At 52.8% G+C, this 17,304-nt stretch carries 14 protein-coding genes; 4 read left to right on the forward strand and 10 right to left on the reverse strand.

From position 1 onward, the window contains the following. Window positions 1-5: 5 nt before the first annotated feature. The 3 genes from accB to ppa form a co-directional block, all read right to left on the reverse strand. Window positions 6-464, reverse strand: a complete 459-nt coding sequence (gene accB / locus HP566_RS07230) for an acetyl-CoA carboxylase biotin carboxyl carrier protein (protein ID WP_249976590.1) — start codon at window positions 462-464, stop codon at window positions 6-8. 325 nt (window positions 465-789) lie between these two features. Continuing rightward, window positions 790-2,661 carry a protein-disulfide reductase DsbD gene (gene dsbD / locus HP566_RS07235; protein WP_249976591.1) on the reverse strand — a complete coding sequence of 624 codons (1,872 nt, stop codon included), beginning with the start codon at window positions 2,659-2,661 and terminating at the stop codon, window positions 790-792. 191 nt (window positions 2,662-2,852) lie between these two features. After that, a complete protein-coding gene (gene ppa / locus HP566_RS07240; protein WP_249976592.1) occupies window positions 2,853-3,383 on the reverse strand; it encodes an inorganic diphosphatase in 531 nt (176 codons plus the stop codon). Between the two features lie 264 nt (window positions 3,384-3,647). On the opposite strand from ppa, the gene HP566_RS07245 reads away from it, so the two are divergent. Next, window positions 3,648-5,363, forward strand: coding sequence for a bifunctional protein-serine/threonine kinase/phosphatase (locus HP566_RS07245; protein WP_249976593.1), 1,716 nt, complete (start codon window positions 3,648-3,650; stop codon window positions 5,361-5,363). Window positions 5,364-5,453: 90 nt separating this feature from the next. Here HP566_RS07245 and HP566_RS07250 read toward each other — a convergent pair whose 3' ends face one another. Both HP566_RS07250 and rnt read right to left on the reverse strand, forming a co-directional pair. Next, window positions 5,454-6,713, reverse strand: coding sequence for a 6-phosphofructokinase (locus HP566_RS07250; RefSeq protein WP_249976594.1), 1,260 nt, complete (start codon window positions 6,711-6,713; stop codon window positions 5,454-5,456). A 170-nt stretch (window positions 6,714-6,883) separates the two neighbouring features. Continuing rightward, a complete protein-coding gene (gene rnt, locus HP566_RS07255) occupies window positions 6,884-7,552 on the reverse strand; it encodes a ribonuclease T (protein ID WP_249976595.1) in 669 nt (222 codons plus the stop codon). Between the two features lie 210 nt (window positions 7,553-7,762). Here rnt and HP566_RS07260 point away from each other — a divergent pair, with 210 nt between their 5' ends. Genes HP566_RS07260 through HP566_RS07270 form a run of 3 tightly spaced genes read left to right on the forward strand, consistent with a single transcriptional unit; the run spans window position 7,763 to window position 10,529 of the window. Continuing rightward, window positions 7,763-8,983, forward strand: a complete 1,221-nt coding sequence (locus HP566_RS07260) for an argininosuccinate synthase (protein ID WP_249976596.1) — start codon at window positions 7,763-7,765, stop codon at window positions 8,981-8,983. Between the two features lie 55 nt (window positions 8,984-9,038). Then, a complete protein-coding gene (locus HP566_RS07265) occupies window positions 9,039-9,368 on the forward strand; it encodes an HlyU family transcriptional regulator (RefSeq protein ID WP_249976597.1) in 330 nt (109 codons plus the stop codon). 36 nt (window positions 9,369-9,404) lie between these two features. Beyond that, window positions 9,405-10,529 (forward strand): DUF294 nucleotidyltransferase-like domain-containing protein, encoded by a 1,125-nt coding sequence (locus HP566_RS07270; RefSeq protein ID WP_249976598.1) that lies wholly within the window; start codon window positions 9,405-9,407, stop codon window positions 10,527-10,529. 10 nt (window positions 10,530-10,539) lie between these two features. Here the strand turns inward: HP566_RS07270 and HP566_RS07275 are convergent, their stop codons facing one another. The 5 genes from HP566_RS07275 to HP566_RS07295 form a co-directional block, all read right to left on the reverse strand. Further along, on the reverse strand, window positions 10,540-11,754 hold the full coding sequence (locus HP566_RS07275; RefSeq protein WP_249976599.1) for an EAL and HDOD domain-containing protein: 1,215 nt from the start codon (window positions 11,752-11,754) through the stop codon (window positions 10,540-10,542). A 107-nt stretch (window positions 11,755-11,861) separates the two neighbouring features. Beyond that, window positions 11,862-14,645, reverse strand: coding sequence for a sensor histidine kinase (locus HP566_RS07280; protein ID WP_249976600.1), 2,784 nt, complete (start codon window positions 14,643-14,645; stop codon window positions 11,862-11,864). Window positions 14,646-14,647: 2 nt separating this feature from the next. Then, the gene (locus tag HP566_RS07285) at window positions 14,648-14,857 is read right to left on the reverse strand and encodes a hypothetical protein (protein WP_249976601.1); all 210 of its coding nucleotides are present in this window, start codon (window positions 14,855-14,857) and stop codon (window positions 14,648-14,650) included. After that, on the reverse strand, window positions 14,854-16,917 hold the full coding sequence (locus HP566_RS07290) for a 3'-5' exonuclease (protein WP_249976602.1): 2,064 nt from the start codon (window positions 16,915-16,917) through the stop codon (window positions 14,854-14,856). The genes HP566_RS07285 and HP566_RS07290 overlap by 4 nt, the downstream gene beginning before the upstream one ends. Continuing rightward, on the reverse strand, window positions 16,914-17,288 hold the full coding sequence (locus HP566_RS07295; RefSeq protein ID WP_249976603.1) for a response regulator transcription factor: 375 nt from the start codon (window positions 17,286-17,288) through the stop codon (window positions 16,914-16,916). Before HP566_RS07295 ends, HP566_RS07290 begins: the two co-directional genes overlap by 4 nt. Window positions 17,289-17,304: the final 16 nt, after the last annotated feature.

A 17,304-nucleotide genomic window follows, 5' to 3' on the forward strand; every position in this document is an offset into this window, starting at 1 on the left:
AAAGATTAAGCGATGACGATCATTGGCTGATCGAATTCCACCGGCTCGCCATCTTCCACCAGGATGGCCTCAACCACACCATCGCGGTCGGCTTCGATTTGGTTCATCATTTTCATTGCCTCGACGATACATACGGTATCGCCTTGCTTAACGCTATCACCCACCTCCACAAAGGCTTTGGCACCAGGCGCAGGGCTACGGTAAAACGTTCCAACCATCGGGGAGTTAACCGCTTCACCACGATAGCTGGTGCTTTGAGATTCAGTATCCCCAGGAGTGGTCGTGGGTACAGGGGCTTGCTGGATGGGCTGCTGGCTGTACTGGGGCATTGGCTGGGGCTGCCAGGTGACACCGTTTGGATGGCGACTGATGCGAACTGACTCTTCACCTTCCTGGATTTCAATCTCGCTGATGTTGGACTCTTCGAGTAGTTCAATCAGTTTTTTAACTTTACGAATATCCATATGTATCGCCCCAAAGTGTGTGAAAGGTTAACGCGGTACGGGCAAGTATAAAGGAAGCCATGCCCATGCTGCGGCGCTTAAAATGCGCAGTAAACCCTATGTAAAAATGAAGAGAACGCTGCACGTTAATGAACGTTACCCTATGCTCAGCTCTAAAAGATGAGTGTTTTAGCTAATATGGGAGCGGAGTTTGCCGAAAAAGTACGAGCATGTCCAGCGCAGGACAAGATATGCTCATTCAATGGCAATTAAACAACTGTTTGACGATGATCGCGACACAACCGTTAAAAACGCCCATGATATGGTTGAACAGGTATCTTTACGATTACCCTTGTTGCCAGCGTGTGAACGAATCAAGGTGCTCAGCCAATGCTTCTGCTGTTATTTCGCCCTGAATGCGTGCATCGCGTACTTCGACTCCTTCAGCAAAGAATAATAAGCTAGGTGGACCAAAGAGATTGAAATGATTCAGTAGCTCACGACTCTGTGCATCCGTATTGGTTACATCGACTGCTATTAATTGGAAATCGTTCAATGCACCGATCACTCTGGGGTCAGGGTAGACCTCACGTTCCATGATTTTGCAGGAGATACACCAGTCGGCAGTAAAGTGAACAAAGGCTGGCCGCTGATTATTCTCGGCTTGCGAAATTGCCACTTCCAAATCCTCAAGGGTGGAAACTTCCTGGAAAGCGAGCGCCTGGGCCGAGGTGGAGTTAGCTGTGTTGCCCGATACCGAAAGGGGGCGCAGGGGATTACTGCCTCCCTGAGCGGCACCAATGACGAGTGTAATACCCCAAACAAGCAGCACAATGCCCAGTGTTTGCCGTGCCTTTGGCCAGCCCTGGGGTTGATTGGTATTAAGAGCCCCAAGTACCAGAGCACTGGCGATGGCGAGCGCAGCCCAGAGCAGCAGCGCGGCGGGCGGGGTAATCAGGCGTTCCACCATCCAAATCGCTACACCCAGCAGTAATAAGCCAAATACAATCTTGACACCATTCATCCAGGCGCCGGTACGCGGCAGTAATGTGGTGCCGAAAGTACCTACAAGCAATAGCGGCAGCCCCATGCCTAACCCCAGCGCGAACAGCACCGCACCCCCCATTACGGCATCGCCGGTGGAGGAGATAAAGACCAGCGCACCGGCAAGAGGGGCGGTTACACAAGGTGATACAACGAGAACGGAGAGTGCACCTGCCAGTGCAAGCCCGGCAGGGCCGCTGCGCTGAGCCCGTGCCTGCCAGGCGTTAACACGGTTGGCGATGCGTGGGGAAACGCGTAAATCAAAGGCGCCAAACATTGCCAGGGCAAATAGCGTAAACAGGGTAGCAAAGGTAATGAGCACAGGGGCCGACTGAAGATGAGCCTGGAGGTTAAGTCCTGCACCAAACAGTCCCATCAATACACCTACCAGCGCATAAGTGGACGCCATACCGAGTACATAGCTGGCAGAAAGCACAAAGGCGCGTGGCTTGGTAGGGTTTTGCCCAATCACAATGGACGACAAGATAGGAATCATTGGCAGCACACAGGGGGTAAAAGTAAGCCCTATGCCGGCAAGAAAAAATAGTCCTAACGCGAGAGGCAAACTGACATCGTTGATCAGAGCGCTAAAGCGGCTGTCCTCACTTTGAGGAGCACTAAAACCGGTGTTGACAGTGGAATTGGTACTAGCCTCGTTTAGAGAAGGTGCTGTCTCGTTAGCGGTGCTTGATGATTCACTCTCCCAGTTGGCGAATGCGCTGGGAGGAGAGGTTTCTGCTGCTTCTAGAGATAGACGCTCAGGTGGATAGCAAAGGCCTGCATCCGCACATCCCTGGAAAGTGAATTCGATGGCAATGGGGCCGCTGTAGGGGGCTGCCATGGGCACTTCGAATACGAGGGTGTCCCGAAAAATGTAAACATCACCCATGAACTCATCATTGGTGAAGGTGCCTTGAGGGATCACCGGCTCCTCAAGCGCAACATTGCTGTCTTCACTGCGTACACCAAGTTGATGACGATACAGATAATATTCATCAGCGATGTCAATGCCGATATATAAGGTTTCTCCATCGTGCCAGGCGCTGGGCTGGAAAGCCTCGAGAACAGGTAAAAAATCGCTCTGGTTGCTGGAGGATGAAAACCACTGGGCCTGCGCCAATAGTGGCAACCAGCAAAGTAAACCTAACAGGCTAAGACGTTTAATGGACAACACAATGTATCCTTACGCAGTCGTGTCGGGGTATTTACGAGAAAGCATATCGTACCTCCCAACGCCAGCGTAGCCGCTGTGGTGACATGACGCGGCATTCACACTGAGTTAATTACCGAAAAAGCAAAAAGGCCGCCCACCAGGGCAGCCTCAGGCATTCAGGGCGTAATAATGGTGCCACTTGGTGAATCAGCTTAGGCCTTTTTATAGGCTGCAGCAGACTTCTCAATTGCTTTACGTGCCGCTTCAACCCCTTCCCATGACTCTACCTTAACCCATTTGCCTTTTTCGAGATCTTTATAGTTCTCGAAAAAGTGTGCAATTTGCTGACGGAGCAGTTCAGGAAGGTCGGTGACTTCATGAATGTCGTCATATAGCGTGCTCAGCTTGGGGTGTGGCACGCATACCAGCTTGGCATCTTCCCCCGCTTCATCGGTCATGTTCAGAATGCCTACGGGACGCGCACGAATAATGCTGCCTGGTGCTACAGGGTGGGGAGTGACCACCAGGGCATCCAGGGGGTCGCCATCGTCTGCCAGGGTGTGGGGGATGAAACCATAGTTGGCCGGATAGAACATGGGGGTGGCCATGAAACGGTCAACGAGTAGGGCGCCCATATCTTTATCAATTTCATATTTAATCGGCGCATGGTTAGCAGGAATCTCGATCGCCACATAAATGTCGTTGGGCAGATCCTTTCCAGCGGGGATATTATCGAAGTTCATCGTTGGTTCCTTGGCTTATGTAGTGCAGTGGCTAAGCGTTGATGCATTGCATTAATGGCGAAGAATTATACGAAGATGGCTAATGGATTACCAATGCGACATAGGTGTGTGCAACAGACACATACCATTATGGGCTGAACCCGGCCACAAATAAGACCATCTGGTTGCCAATAGCGACGTTAGGTGGGCATCGTTTCATCCCACCAGCGTGTATCATAGGCCCAGTATGGTTTCCATGCCGAGTTGTAGGCCCAGGAGGATGAGTTGGCGCACGCCCAGTTGCTAATCAGTTATGGACAAGCCTTTGTCGCCCCGGACAGGCGTCAGCACCGCAGTTCCATGTCGGTGCGGCTGCCTGAAGCACCGCTCTTGAAAGTAAAGGGGGGCTGCGCGGTCATCAGTGATTCGATCTCGCGTAATACCATGGCAAAACAGGCCGGGGATTTGAGTGTGCGGGGTTTTTTGGCGGACTATTACTCCACGCCGGACCATTGGGATATAAAAACGTCTGCCACGCGGGTGCTGCGCGCATTAAACAGTTGGTGTTATAGCCAAAGCCAGCACGTAAAGGAGGGCAGTTTCGTCTCCTCTATGTCAGTGATGGTACTCCGGGGTCGGGAAGCACACCTGTTTCATATGGGAGATACGCTGGTATTTCGCTTGCGCGGAGCGGAGTTTGAGCAGTTAACCCGCGATCATGTGACGGATGTGGGTGGCTATCGCTATCCTTCGCGGGCACTGGGGATGGATGGCAGTGTGGATATTGACTACACCCACTTAACCCTTAAGCAGGGAGATCTGTTTGTATTCACCACACAAGGCGTCCGCGGTACGCTAATGCCCTCGGACTACGTACGTCTGATCCGGCAGGATGCCAGTGATTTGGATGCAGCCTGCGAGCGGCTTGCCAGTGAGGCGAAGCAACGTGCCCAGGAAAGGGGGTATGGTGGGGATCAATTCTGCTTCCAGTTGCTGCGTATCGATGAATTGCCTGAAGAGGCCGAAGACCATCCCGGGTTAATATACGGTGACCTGCCGATACCGCCTGAGTTGTCCTCCGGGGATCGGCTGGATGGTCTTGAGATACAAGCTGTGCTGTCACGCAATGCTCAGTCCAGAGTATATCGCGTACGGGACGTTTATTCCGACCGTGAGATGGTATTGAAAGCACCCAGCCCGGAACTTTCGTTGCGGAATGCTTATCTGGAGCACTTTTTACTGCAACAGTGGGTGGTGGAGCGGGTGAACTCACCCTTCGTGGTGAAGGTGATGGAACCGTCTCGCCCACGCCGCTACCTGTATTACCTGATGCAGCATGTGGAGGGCGAAACATTACGCCAGTGGGCTGAGCGACACCCTCAGGCAAGTCTGGTGCAACGGTTGGATATTGCTAACCAGCTTGGCAAGGCGGTGCAGGCACTCCATCACCGAGACATTATTCATCAGCAAATCACCCCCGATAATGTTTTAATCGACCCCCACGGAAAAGTGGTGTTGGCCGATTTTAGTGCCTGCCATATGCGTGAGGTCGATGGTCATCGCAGCTCAGGTGAATTGCTTCGTCAGATTGGTTTTAACGAGCATACTGCGCCGGAATATGCGCTGGGTGATAGTGTGGGGAGGCGCAGTGATCAATACTCCCTGGCCTCAACGGTGTATTGGTTGCTCACCGGTGCTTCGCCTTACACCTTGACACCTAACCGCTTGCGCAGTCATACGGATCTTGAGGAGTTGTCTTACCGAAGTGCCCGGACAACCAATCCAGAGATAACCCATGAACTGGATGATGCACTGCGCCGGGCGTTGGATCCGCAACGGGCGCTACGGTTCAGGCGATTGTCGGAATTTCTGCATGCGTTAAGAGTGCCGCTGGGCAGGTTGCCCGTGCGGGAGGAGGCGCGCCAGGAACCCCGCCGCTTTTGGCAAGGTGTCGCGGGCATCCTGCTGTTGCTTCTGGTGCTTTCCTGGCTAATTCGCTAACTAATCCCAGGCATAAATACCTCAGGGTATATCAGCAAGGGCGATGAATGGTGATTCATCGCCCTTGTTTCAGATAGAGCATATCGTTGCTTAGAGAGTGAACTTAGGCAGCTTTTGCTCTACTTTGGCTAATTTAAGTTTGGCTACTTTGGGTAAGCCGTTTTCAAAGGGAGGGAAGTCCTCACCTTGAATCAGCGGCGACAGGTAATCGCGGCAGGCCTGGGTGATATCAAAGCCGCTTTCGCTGATAAAATCGCGTGGCATGAATTTCTCTTGATTGGCAATTTGGGCCAGCGGTGCAGAAATGACGTCCCACTGATATGGCGTCTGGGAGATTCGACGAATCGCAGGCATCATGGAGTTTTTGCCTGCCAACGCCAATGTAACCGCCTCGCGCCCCACCGCGTAGGCTTGCTCGACATCGGTTTTGGATGCCAGGTGGCGTGCGGCACGTTGAAGGTAGTCTGCAACCGCCCAGTGATATTTATACCCCAGATCCTGCTTGATCATACCGGCAAGCGTTGGGGCAACCCCGCCTAACTGGCGATGACCAAACGCATCGGTATTGCCCGCGTCAGCCAGGAAGGTGCCATCTTCATAGCGAGCACCTTCTGATACCACGATAACGCAATAGCCATACTTCTTGACGCTCTCTTCCACCCGGGCCATGACCGCTTTGCGGTTAAAGGCCACTTCAGGGAAGATAATCAGGTGGGGGGGCTCGCCTTCACCATCTCCTGCCAGGCCACCGGCTGCGGCAATCCAGCCTGCGTGGCGGCCCATAACTTCCAGCACAAACACCTTTGTGGAGGTGGCACACATGGACGCGATATCCAGTGAGGCCTCACGGGTTGAGGTGGCGATATATTTGGCTACGCTGCCAAAGCCTGGGCTGTTATCGGTAATAGGAAGATCGTTGTCTACCGTCTTGGGTACATGGATGGCGGTCAACGGGTAGCCAAGCTTCTCGGATAACTGCGAGACTTTCAGGCAGGTGTCTGCACTGTCGCCACCTCCGTTGTAGAAGAAGTAACGGATATCATGGGCTTTGAAAACCTCGATCAAACGCTCGTACTGAGCGCGGTGGGTATCGATCTCTTTCAGTTTATAACGGCATGAACCGAAGGCGCCACCTGGGGTGTGGCGTAACGCAGCAATCGCGTCATCGCTCTCCTGGGTCACATCGATGAGATCTTCTGTCAGGGCACCAATAATGCCGTTATGGCCGGCGTACACCTTGCCAATCTGATCGGGAGCCTGCCGACAAGCTTCGATAACACCACAGGCACTGGCATTGATGACGGCGGTAACGCCACCGGATTGGGCGTAGAAGGCATTATGCTGAGCCATGGAAACGTCTCATCTCCTAAAAACGGGTGGGCGAAACAACTGCATGCAGTGCTTCATGACATAATCATTTTAAGGCTAAGCCAGGGACAACAACTGCTGCTTGCCCTGGGAAAACCGTGACGAACGCCGCGAAGTTTAGCGTAAAGCGGCTAAGACTGCATTACGCAGGCTTATTCACCGCCATCCAGTTCCTGCTCCTGCTGGGCAAGCCGCCACCCGCCGAGATCCTTGTAGCGGTTGACCATGGTGCAGAACAGATCGGCTGTGCGCTCGGTATCGTAGCGGGCTGAATGAGCGGCTTTGTTGTCAAATTCAATACCTGCTGCACGACAGGCGCGGGCGAGCACCGTTTGACCATAGACAAAGCCGGCAAGGGTAGCTGTATCAAAACTGGAGAACGGATGAAAAGGGTTACGCTTAATACCACAACGATTGGCGGCGGCATTTAAAAAGCCATGATCGAAGGCGGCATTATGCCCCACCAGAATAGCCCGTGAGCATCCATGGGCTTTAATCGACTTGCGGATAGGACGAAAAATCTCCCCCAACGCCTCAGACTCTGTCAGTGCAACCTGACGACGTAGCGGATCATCCAGATTGATACCGGTAAAATCCAGGGCAGACTGTTCAATATTGGCGCCGTCAAAGGGCTGGATATGGTAAGCGTAGGTGGCATCGGGTAGTAAATTACCGTCTGGGTCCATCGTAAGCGTGACGGCTGCAATCTCAAGTACGGCATCGTTTTGGGCATTAAACCCACCCGTTTCCAAATCAATGACAACCGGCAGATAACTGCGAAAACGCTGGGCCATCAATTCGCGGGCAATTGCCTCGCTCATGCAGCTCTCCTTAGTAAAGCGAGTAATCGGTCAGGGTAAGCGGTAAGCCACCGCAATCAATGGAGTGATTCTAGCAGCTTTAGTACCCAGGCGTCGTTGACGGTATTCGCTGAGCATTGAGAGCGCTATACTCATGGTTTGTGTTAAGACGTAGCGTTCCAACATGCTGCGTATTCCGGTGAATTGCTTTTCATACACAAGGAGCAAAGAATGTCCGATGTCAAAAAGGTTGTGCTGGCGTATTCAGGCGGCCTGGACACATCCGTAATCGTTAAGTGGTTGCAAGAAACCTACAACTGCGAGGTAGTGACCTTTACAGCCGACATCGGTCAGGGTGAAGAAGTCGAGCCCGCGCGCGCTAAAGCACAGGCTTTAGGCGTAAAAGAGATCTACATCGAGGATCTGCGAGAAGAGTTTGTACGTGACTACGTTTTCCCCATGTTCCGTGCCAACACCATCTATGAAGGCGAATATCTGCTGGGTACTTCCATTGCGCGCCCACTGATTGCCAAACGCCTTATTGAAATTGCCAATGAAACCGGTGCAGATGCTATTTCACATGGTGCGACAGGTAAAGGAAACGATCAGGTGCGTTTTGAGCTGGGTGGTTACGCATTGAAACCCGGCGTGAAAGTGATTGCCCCCTGGCGCGAGTGGGACCTGACTTCTCGTGAGAAGCTAATGGCCTACTGTGAAGAGCACAAAATCCCCGTCGATTTTTCCAACAAAAAGAAAAAATCGCCCTATTCAATGGATGCCAACCTGCTGCATATCTCCTATGAGGGTGGCATTTTGGAAGACCCATGGGCGGAAGCAGAAGAAGATATGTGGCGCTGGAGCGTATCCCCGGAAGCCGCGCCAGAGCAGCCCACCTATGTAGAACTCACCTTTGAGAAAGGTGACATCGTGGCCATCGACGGTGAAGCACTCAAGCCCCACGAAGTGCTGGAAACACTCAATAAGCTGGGTGGCGATAACGGTATTGGCCGGTTGGACATTGTAGAAAACCGCTATGTGGGTATGAAGTCACGTGGCTGCTACGAAACACCAGGGGGCACAATTATGTTGCGTGCCCACCGTGCTATTGAGTCGTTGACGCTGGATCGCGAAGAAGCACACCTGAAAGATCAACTGATGCCCAAATACGCAGAAGTGATCTACAACGGTTACTGGTGGAGTCCTGAGCGCCGTATGCTGCAAGCGGCAATTGACGAGACCCAGAAAAACGTTGCGGGGGTCGTGCGCATGAAGCTTTATAAAGGTAACGCAACGGTCGTGGGCCGCAAGTCTGAGCAGTCGCTGTTCGATGAGTCCATCGCTACTTTTGAAGACGATGCAGGCGCCTACAACCAAAAAGATGCAGAAGGCTTTATTAAGTTGAATGCATTGCGTTTACGCATTGCTGCAGGTAAAGGCCGTCAACAAAGTTAAGTGTGTGTAAAGCGGCCAGCGATATAAGCTGGCCGCTTTTATTAACGGAGTCACTATGTTTAAAAAGCTACTTTCAGGGCTGTTAGGGGGCGGTAACAAGCGCCCTGACGAGGGCGGTGCCAAGGCAGCTGACCCGGTTGCCTACAAAGAGTATGTGATTATTTCACAGCCTGATAACCAAAGTGGTCAGTACCGGGTTAGCGGCTGGATTCGCAAGCAGGACAACCAGGGAGTTACTCTCGAGCATCGTTTTGAACGCTCTGATATGTTGCCTGGGCGTGAAGCCTGTGATGCCATGATGGTAACCAAAGCCCAGCGCTATATTGATGAGTTGGGGGATACCATGTTTGAACCGGACCCACGACGTGAAAGCCAGGTTCAGTAGCGTCCAACAAAGTCAACGTTAAGTAAGGAGCGGCGAATGCGTGTGGTACATCAAGCCTCGCCCTGGCGCTCCCTGATCAATCCAAACGGCCAACTGGATACTTCCGCCCTAGTGGGGCCGTTGCAAGATCTTTTCGCTAAAGTCTCTGCGCCGCAATTGTCTTTAACTGATGCCTATAGGTGGCAATTGCCGCTGGTTGAGGCGCTGGTGCATTATGAACTGCCTGCCTGGCGGATTAGCCAGATTATCAGTGACCATAATGCCTGGCTTTACCGCCAGTCGATAGCGCTATCGCTAAATGAGATGCGCGCGCAAGCATGGGGTGAACCGCCAGCCGACTACTGCGTGCTTATGCTTGGGTCTGCCGCACGTTATGAGAGCCTGCTTGGCCCCGACCAGGATAACGCACTGATTATTGGTGATTATCCCGATGCTCGCCATGTTGAAATCGACGGTTACTTCCAGGCGCTGGGTGAACGGTTTACACAGCGGTTGAATGAGGCGGGTATTCCTCTTTGTGGTGGGCATGTGATGGCGCGCTGGCCCATGTGGCGAAAGCGCATCAGTGAATGGCGTAGGCAGCTGGAGATCTGGAGTGCTGAACGCCAGGTAAAGCGCGTACAACAAACTAATATTCTGCTCGACTTTTCTCCCGTCGCTGGTAATACCGCCCTGGCAGCACAACTTAGTGAGGGAATTTCCTTAACACTGCCCCCGGCCTCCTTATTCATGAGTGAAATGGCAGTGTTACTCAATGAGTTGCCGGTTGCCCTAGACTGTTTTGGCCGACTTGCTTCCAGCCCACACCTACATGCTCCGCATAGCGATGCCATTAATCTTAAGCAGCAAGGGTTACTGCCTTTGATTAGTGCAGCGCGCTTGCTTTGTGTGCGGTATCGCCTTAAGGAAATAGGTACACGAGAGCGCCTAATGGCGCTCTACCATGCCGCCAATGCGCTAACAAAAGAGCAGTCAGATATGCTGGTGGCGGCCTTTGAGCGTCTTCAACAACGCCTGTTGGACCAGCAGCGTTTTAATAAAGCCCAGGGCGAGGCAGCCGATGGGTGGGTGGATATTCGCCGACTGCGCGAGGATGAACGCCTGTTATTAAAATTTGATCTCCAGCAGATAAAGCGGTTCGTTGCCATCGCCAAGGCGTAACGATCAGCGTTTAACTGAGATGGTTATCCACTAATGAGCGTGCTTTGGCAGCGGAATGGAGGATAAGATCAGCCGGGATATCCTGGGGTGAAAACTGTGCTTCAGCAGACTCCACATCGTTCAGCAGTTGGCCTAATGAGCCAGAGCGTTGTTTAATCGCAGCTTCAATAGGCTGGCCTAATTCTATCTCGTCAGCGACCAGCTCCTCACTGACGCCTAAGATTGCAGGCATTAGTGAAAACAGACCAACGATGAATCCTTCTTGTTCATCCAACTGGCGCAGTTTCGCCACTGCTTCGCACGCAAATGCACGCGTTAACCCTTTGGTCAGGTTTAGTTTACTCACTGGGCTATTGCCTGCCAGCATCACGATGGCGACCAGCGTGCGAAGCTCTCTTAACCCAAGAATTTGCAGGCAATCAATGAGTTTTGATATGGGGTGGCGTGAGCCTTTTTCCGCTGAGTTGGCTCGTTTAAAAATAGCGTGCAGCAGGTAGGGGTCGCGTGCCACTAAAGAGCCAATATCGGCAAGCTTTACATTATCACTGTACAGCGTAGAGAGAAGTTGCATTTGATTTGCCCGAGAGGCAGAGCGGCGAGCTGAATGAGATGTCTGAGGTTGTGGGCGCTCATAAAAATATCCTTGAAAAAGAGTGAAACCTAATGCTTTGCAGTACTCAAACTCGTCTTGTGTTTCCACACGCTCAGCAAGGAGTATGAATCCATCATTTAACAGCGTTTTGATCAGTTCTTCAGGTACTTGCAGTGAAATATCGAATTTAACAATATCGCAAAACGGCAGAAAGGCCTGATTCTCACTATTGAGAACGAAATCATCCAGTGCGAGTTTATAACCCAGATTTTTAATAGCCTGAAGTGCCTTCAGAACGTCGTCCGTAGGGGGAGTATTTTCAAGAATTTCAATAACTACCTGTTTACTAGGCAGGTTGGTTAAGTCAGGGTTTGTTAGCCACGCTTCAGAAGCATTGATAAATAACTGACGTGATCCACAGAGCTTTTCAAGGCCTATTTCATATACTGCGACAGCACAGGCTCTTGCCGTGGCTTGTACATCATCAACAACATTAGCAACATGGGTGGATTGGTTGGCACGATAAAGAAGTTCATCGGCAACATGGCATAGCTGAGCATCAACAATTGGCTGGATTGCGATCGTATAACTGGTGTTTGTATCTACTTGAGAACAATGATTATTACTACTCATTTGCTAATCCAGAACAGATATCTTTAGGCTATTGCGGGAATCCCAGACAAAGAATAACTTAATTGATACAATTAACGCTACAACTTGACGTTCTGGAAATAGAGTGGTTATCGATATGGGAGTGGGAATAAAGAGGGAATGGAGTATTGACTGTCTGCGGCGGCTGGTAGTTCCAGGATTAAACAAGCCCCGCCTAAATGATGGGCATCATCCACCCAAAGCCGTCCGCCAAGGTGGGCAATAATGCCGCGACTAATCGGCAAACCCAAACCGCTGCCTTTTGGCCTTCCGCGTGGTATCTCACTTTCTCGCTGTATTTGATGAAACTTTTCAAATACCCGTTCACGTTCATCATGGCTAATGCCTGGGCCATTATCCTCAACACTTAGCCGGAAGTGGCGGCGATGCCGGTAGAGTGTCAAACGTACGCGTGGGTGCAGGCGGTCAGCAAATTTTCCCGCGTTATCGAGCAGGTTGATGATGACCTGCTCCAAACGGTCATGATCGCCAACCACCATGGCGGGATCCACCTCAATACTGACCTCTAAAGCGACCCCGTGCTCATCATGTAGCCGGGCAACGGCATCGATACTGTGTCTGGCAAGGGCTGCAAGATCAAGAGATACCGGATTGAGCGTCAAACGGCCACTTTCCAGGCGGGCAAGGTCAAGTATCTCTTCGATCAAGCGTGATAATCGCTGGCTTTCATACACAATCACGCCAAGGAAGTGCGTGCGTTTCTCATCAGGCAGTTGGTCACTATCGCGCAGAATTTCTGCAAAGGCGCGGATAGAGGTTAAGGGGGTACGTAGTTCATGGCTCACCATGGCGACAAACTCATCCTTTAACCGATCCAACTCACGTAGCCGTTCGTTGGCGCTACGCAACTCTTCGCCGATAAGTGCTAGCTCTTGGGACTTTTGCTTCAGGCGGCGGTTGTACTCAATGGTCTGTGAGGTCGTATCCAAAATACTTAGAATCGATTCTATGTCCAGCGCTTCCCCCCTGACGACGGAGTTGATGAGTACACGGGCCGAGGCACTGCCAAGCGACCCGGCGAGCGCCTGTTCTGCACGGGTAATCAGTTCTGGAGAGGCGGGTTCATCCGCCATAAAGGGGGGGGGATTGCCGTTATACTGAAACACCCGCTGTGTGGTGTGAACACCCAGGTAGCGGATAAGTAGTTCCTGCAGTGCCCCCTGGGTGGTTTGTCCACGCCATAGTGATGTGGTTAGTGTTGTAGTTTGTAAATTAGGGTGCATCGCTTCAGTGAAGAGTGCCGCCTGAGTTTGTTCGAGGGGCGTTGGCCGGGTAAACAGGGACACGCCGACGAGCAGGCCAACGTTTGCCAGCATGCTCCATAGTAGGGAGTGGGTGTAAATATCCCAATTCTCCAGCCCAAAGAGTGCATAGGGTGTCAGCCAGGTAATCCCCCAGGGGCCTTCGGTAAGCAGGGTGGTGCTCAACCATCCGGACTGGGCAAAGCCGGGCAGTAGCAGTGTATAGCTCCAAACCATGAATCCGGCGATTAAGCCAAGTGCGGCACCTTGGCGGGTGGCACCACGCCAGTAAAGACCAATTAATAGTGCAGGGGCAAATTGTGCTGCACCGGCAAAGGAGACCAGGCCGATAGTCACAAGGCTATAGGAGTCGCCAATTAACGCATGGTAGAGGTAGCCCAACAGAAGAATAAGCACAATCGCCACCCGCCGGATGCCGAGTAACCAGCCCGCAAGTTCTCCCTTGGTACTAAGGTGCAGGTGTTGCGAGCGCAACAACAGCGGCATGACCAACTGATTACTGACCATGGTGGACAGGGCAATCGTCTCAACGATGACCATTCCTGTTGCTGCTGAAAGGCCACCAATAAAAACCAGTAGTGGCAATCCTTCAAGTCCCGCCGAGAGCGGCAGTGTGAGTACAAAACTGTCTGGATCGCCCGCACTGGCGCCCATCAGTAAGCCTGCCAGCGCAATGGGGATCACGAAAAGGTTAATCAGCAGCATATAGAGAGGAAATAACCAGCTTGCCCGCGTTAAATGCTGCTCATCGACATTTTCGACCACCAAGACCTGGAATTGGCGAGGCAGGGTTAAAAAGGCCAGGAAGGCGAGGGCCAGCATACCGAACCAGCCCGTTGCGCCGCCTGGTGCGCTGTCCAGGCGCATACTGTTTACCAGGGCAGGCGTTGCAGCAACCTCGGCGAACAGGGCGGCGGGCCCTGCGAACATTACAAACACGACGAAAACCCCGACAGCAATAAATGCCACCAACTTCACCAGGGACTCCAGGGCAATGGCTGCCACCATGCCTTCATGGCGTTCGCTGGCATCCAGGTGACGGGTACCAAACAAAATAATAAAGACGGCCAGTACCAGTGCGACCCAAAGTGATTTATCCATCCAAAAGCGTTCATCAACCAGGGTGGCGTCAGCGGTGTAGGGGTAGTTGATTAATGTTGCATGGCTAACGGTAATGGCTTTTAGCTGGAGCGCGATATAGGGCGTGATGCTAATCAGCGCCATTAGTGCTACCAGGGCGCCAAGGCTGGTGCTCTTGCCATAACGCGCACTAATAAAATCGGCAATAGAGGTAATTCGTTGGCGTGCGGCAATGCGCACCATTTTGCGGATAACAAAGGGAGCCAATAGCATGGCCAGCGTCGGCCCCAGGTAGATAAGCAGAAAGCTGGGGCCATATTCAGCGGCACGCCCCACACTGCCGTAAAAGGTCCAGGCGGTACAGTACACCGCAATGGAAAGGGCATAGACGATCGGCGAACCAATCAAAGAGCGGCCTTGTTCGGCGCGTCGGTCCCCCCAGGCGGCAACAACAAACAGTAGTGCCAGATAGCCAAAGGCGATGCCCAGGATAATAGGGTCTGTGCGCATGGTTAACGCCCCGCGCGATGTTCCATTAACCAGGCTGTTAAACCGATCACTACCGCCCAGGCACCAAACAAGTATAAGGGTAGCCAGCCCACATTAGCGGAGGGAAGGCGGTCCACCACGATAATCAGGGGGGGGCAAAATAGCAGCAGTGTAATACCCACCAAGGCAATTAGGCGTTCCGGCTTACGTGATTTTTGGCCTGAAAATTTCATGAGGCGCTGGCATCCTGTCGATCAAACGCATTCGCTTGTAGTGCGAGTAACTGCTCTAGTGTATCGATGCCACGTGCTTCCAACCGAGGCAGAAGGGCGAGCCATAGTTCGGCGGTAACCCGGGCGTCTCCTAATGCAGTGTGGCGGGTACCTGGAGGGAATGCCAGTTCATAGCGCTGAGCCAGACTGTCCAGGTCGTGCCCATCCAGTGCTTCATCCAGCGCACGTGAAAGCAGCAGGGTATCGATGACAGGGATATCAAAGGTAACCCCCTTGTGGCTGATGGCGAACATATCAAAAGCGGCGTTATGGGCCAGCAGCACCGCATCACCAATATAGTCACGAAAACGGCCAAGCACGATATCCAACGGTGGCGCACCGGCTACATCGGCATCGGTTAGGCCATGAATAACCGTACTGGCCAGTGGAATGGGCCGTTTGGGGTCAACCTTTTGATCAAATACATCGCTTGCCAGCAGGCGTGCGTTAACTATCCGGCAGGCTCCAAGACTGATTACTGTATCCCCTCGGCGTAGCTCGAGCCCTGTGGTTTCTGTATCAAAGGCAACGACTTCAAGAGTGCGCAGAGAGCGGTTGGCCAACGCCTCATCCGGCGGAGGAAGACCGGCAATACCAAAGTCATGAAACTCCGGCCGGGGGGCGGCGTGCTCCCTTGGGGCCCCCACCCGCTCCATTGCCGGCAGTGGTAACCGCAGGCGTGAACGAGTGCCATCACTGTCAGCGAGACTCCAAATGTCGCTGGCATGCTGACGTAACACATCGGCGACGGTTGGGTGTAGTGGTAACGAACTTATCGACTGCTGCCGCCACCCGGCCAACTCATGTTCAGGAATTGCATTCCCTTGCCAAATGAGATCCAGGTAGACGCGCTTGTTGCCCAGGCATATCTCACCTTCAAAACCGCTATCGGGCAGGTAGGCACTTAAATGCTTAACCAAAGAGTCAAACAGCGCAATCAGTGCTGGAGCATCGCCTTTAAACCATGCCGGCATGCCGATGGGGGTGATTAGTCGGTGCTGGGGATCAAGACGCTCATCCAATGCTTGCCAAAAGTCATTGGACCACATTGGCGTTAACCGTTCGCCCTGATGTTGCAGGTCATCCAGTAGTTGACCAATTTTGGCAACGTTATCGCCCAGTGTTGTACCTTCTTCATGAATGACGCGTTCAAACCGTTGGCGCAGTAGGGACGTGTCAGCATCGTTTTGGTGGCGTAATTGAATCAGTGCATCAGCAGCGCTGGTCAGGCTTGCCGTGTGTTGACGAAGGGGTGTCAGCATGCTGGCTAATTCCGCCCGGACCCCCATTTCACTCGACCATGATGCTGTCGCGTCACTAAAGGTCAGCAGTGTTTCACCATCACTACCCGGTACACGGCGCAGTATGACTTTTAGCCAGCGGTTATCGCAGGGCGCGAGCAGCTCTCTGGGGGAGCCATCATGGGGCAGTTGACTTAGCGAGTGTTGCAGACTGGCAACCGGTAGTAGAGCCTCCAGCCGTTTGCCTAGCCCCAGCCCTGTGTTGCCTTCAAAAAAGTCTTCAGCCGCCTGGTTAAACAGCATTAGCCGCCGGTGATGATCGCAAAGCAGTAGCGGTGTTTCGAGCACCTGTAACAGTGTTTCCAGTTCCTGCCGGATGCGTGCTGCACTGCGTGCACCTTCTGCATGGGCAGTGGAGAGGCGGCTACGATCAGCCCGCCAACTTTCGCGCACACGGCGCAGGTCTGGTTCGAGCCCTTTCAGCCAGCCTTCGGGTGGGTACTCTTCACGGGCATCAGGGTTGGCCACTAAACGCGCAAGCTGAACCTGGAGGTGGCGCAACGGGGTAAACAGCATACGCTCAAGTATCAGTCCGACGAGAAAAATCGTGGCTCCGCCAGAAAAGCTGCCTAACCATAACGCCAAGCGAGTAGTGCCCGTGGGAGCAAGCTGTGTATCCAGCCATGTGGCGAAAATGGCGCCACCAAGTAGGCTGATACCGCTCAGAAGAAGCCATAAGCCAACCAGACGCTGGCGTTTTGGCAGCCCGCCTCGGGTCATGGCTGTTCCTTAATCAGCAGTGTTTTCACTTTCTCAACCAGGGACTGGGTCGAGAAGGGTTTGGTGATATAGTCGTCGGCGCCCAGCGCCATACCCTTTTCGCGCTCTACATCACGGCCATGGGCGGTAAGCATAATAATGGGTAAGTGTACTGTTACCTCTTCACTGCGTAGGCGCTCAAGTACATCAAAGCCACTGATGCCCGGTAGGCTGATATCCAGTAGTAGTAGGTCGGGGAGTGACTCACGGACATGGGCCAGTGCCTGCTCACCATCTTCCGCAGTTACTACCTCGAAACCAGCCTGCTCCATTAAAAACTCAAGCGATAGAACAATATTGGGTTCATCGTCGACTACAAGCACTTTGGCCATGCAGTTCTCCCTGTTC

Source organism: Vreelandella olivaria (genome assembly GCF_023507745.1).
Lineage (GTDB): Bacteria > Pseudomonadota > Gammaproteobacteria > Pseudomonadales > Halomonadaceae > Vreelandella > Vreelandella olivaria_A.

Excerpts from the sequence above, each read along its gene's own strand:
- HP566_RS07290 (WP_249976602.1), bottom strand. The coding sequence starts at position 16,917 with ATGACCCGAGGCGGGCTGCCAAAACGCCAGCGTCTGGTTGGCTTATGG.
- HP566_RS07285 (WP_249976601.1), bottom strand. The coding sequence starts at position 14,857 with ATGAAATTTTCAGGCCAAAAATCACGTAAGCCGGAACGCCTAATTGCC.
- HP566_RS07260 (WP_249976596.1), top strand. The coding sequence starts at position 7,763 with ATGTCCGATGTCAAAAAGGTTGTGCTGGCGTATTCAGGCGGCCTGGAC.
- HP566_RS07275 (WP_249976599.1), bottom strand. The coding sequence starts at position 11,754 with ATGAGTAGTAATAATCATTGTTCTCAAGTAGATACAAACACCAGTTAT.
- rnt (WP_249976595.1), bottom strand. The coding sequence starts at position 7,552 with ATGAGCGAGGCAATTGCCCGCGAATTGATGGCCCAGCGTTTTCGCAGT.
- ppa (WP_249976592.1), bottom strand. The coding sequence starts at position 3,383 with ATGAACTTCGATAATATCCCCGCTGGAAAGGATCTGCCCAACGACATT.
- accB (WP_249976590.1), bottom strand. The coding sequence starts at position 464 with ATGGATATTCGTAAAGTTAAAAAACTGATTGAACTACTCGAAGAGTCC.
- HP566_RS07250 (WP_249976594.1), bottom strand. The coding sequence starts at position 6,713 with ATGGCTCAGCATAATGCCTTCTACGCCCAATCCGGTGGCGTTACCGCC.
- HP566_RS07265 (WP_249976597.1), top strand. The coding sequence starts at position 9,039 with ATGTTTAAAAAGCTACTTTCAGGGCTGTTAGGGGGCGGTAACAAGCGC.
- HP566_RS07280 (WP_249976600.1), bottom strand. The coding sequence starts at position 14,645 with ATGCGCACAGACCCTATTATCCTGGGCATCGCCTTTGGCTATCTGGCA.
- HP566_RS07295 (WP_249976603.1), bottom strand. The coding sequence starts at position 17,288 with ATGGCCAAAGTGCTTGTAGTCGACGATGAACCCAATATTGTTCTATCG.
- HP566_RS07270 (WP_249976598.1), top strand. The coding sequence starts at position 9,405 with ATGCGTGTGGTACATCAAGCCTCGCCCTGGCGCTCCCTGATCAATCCA.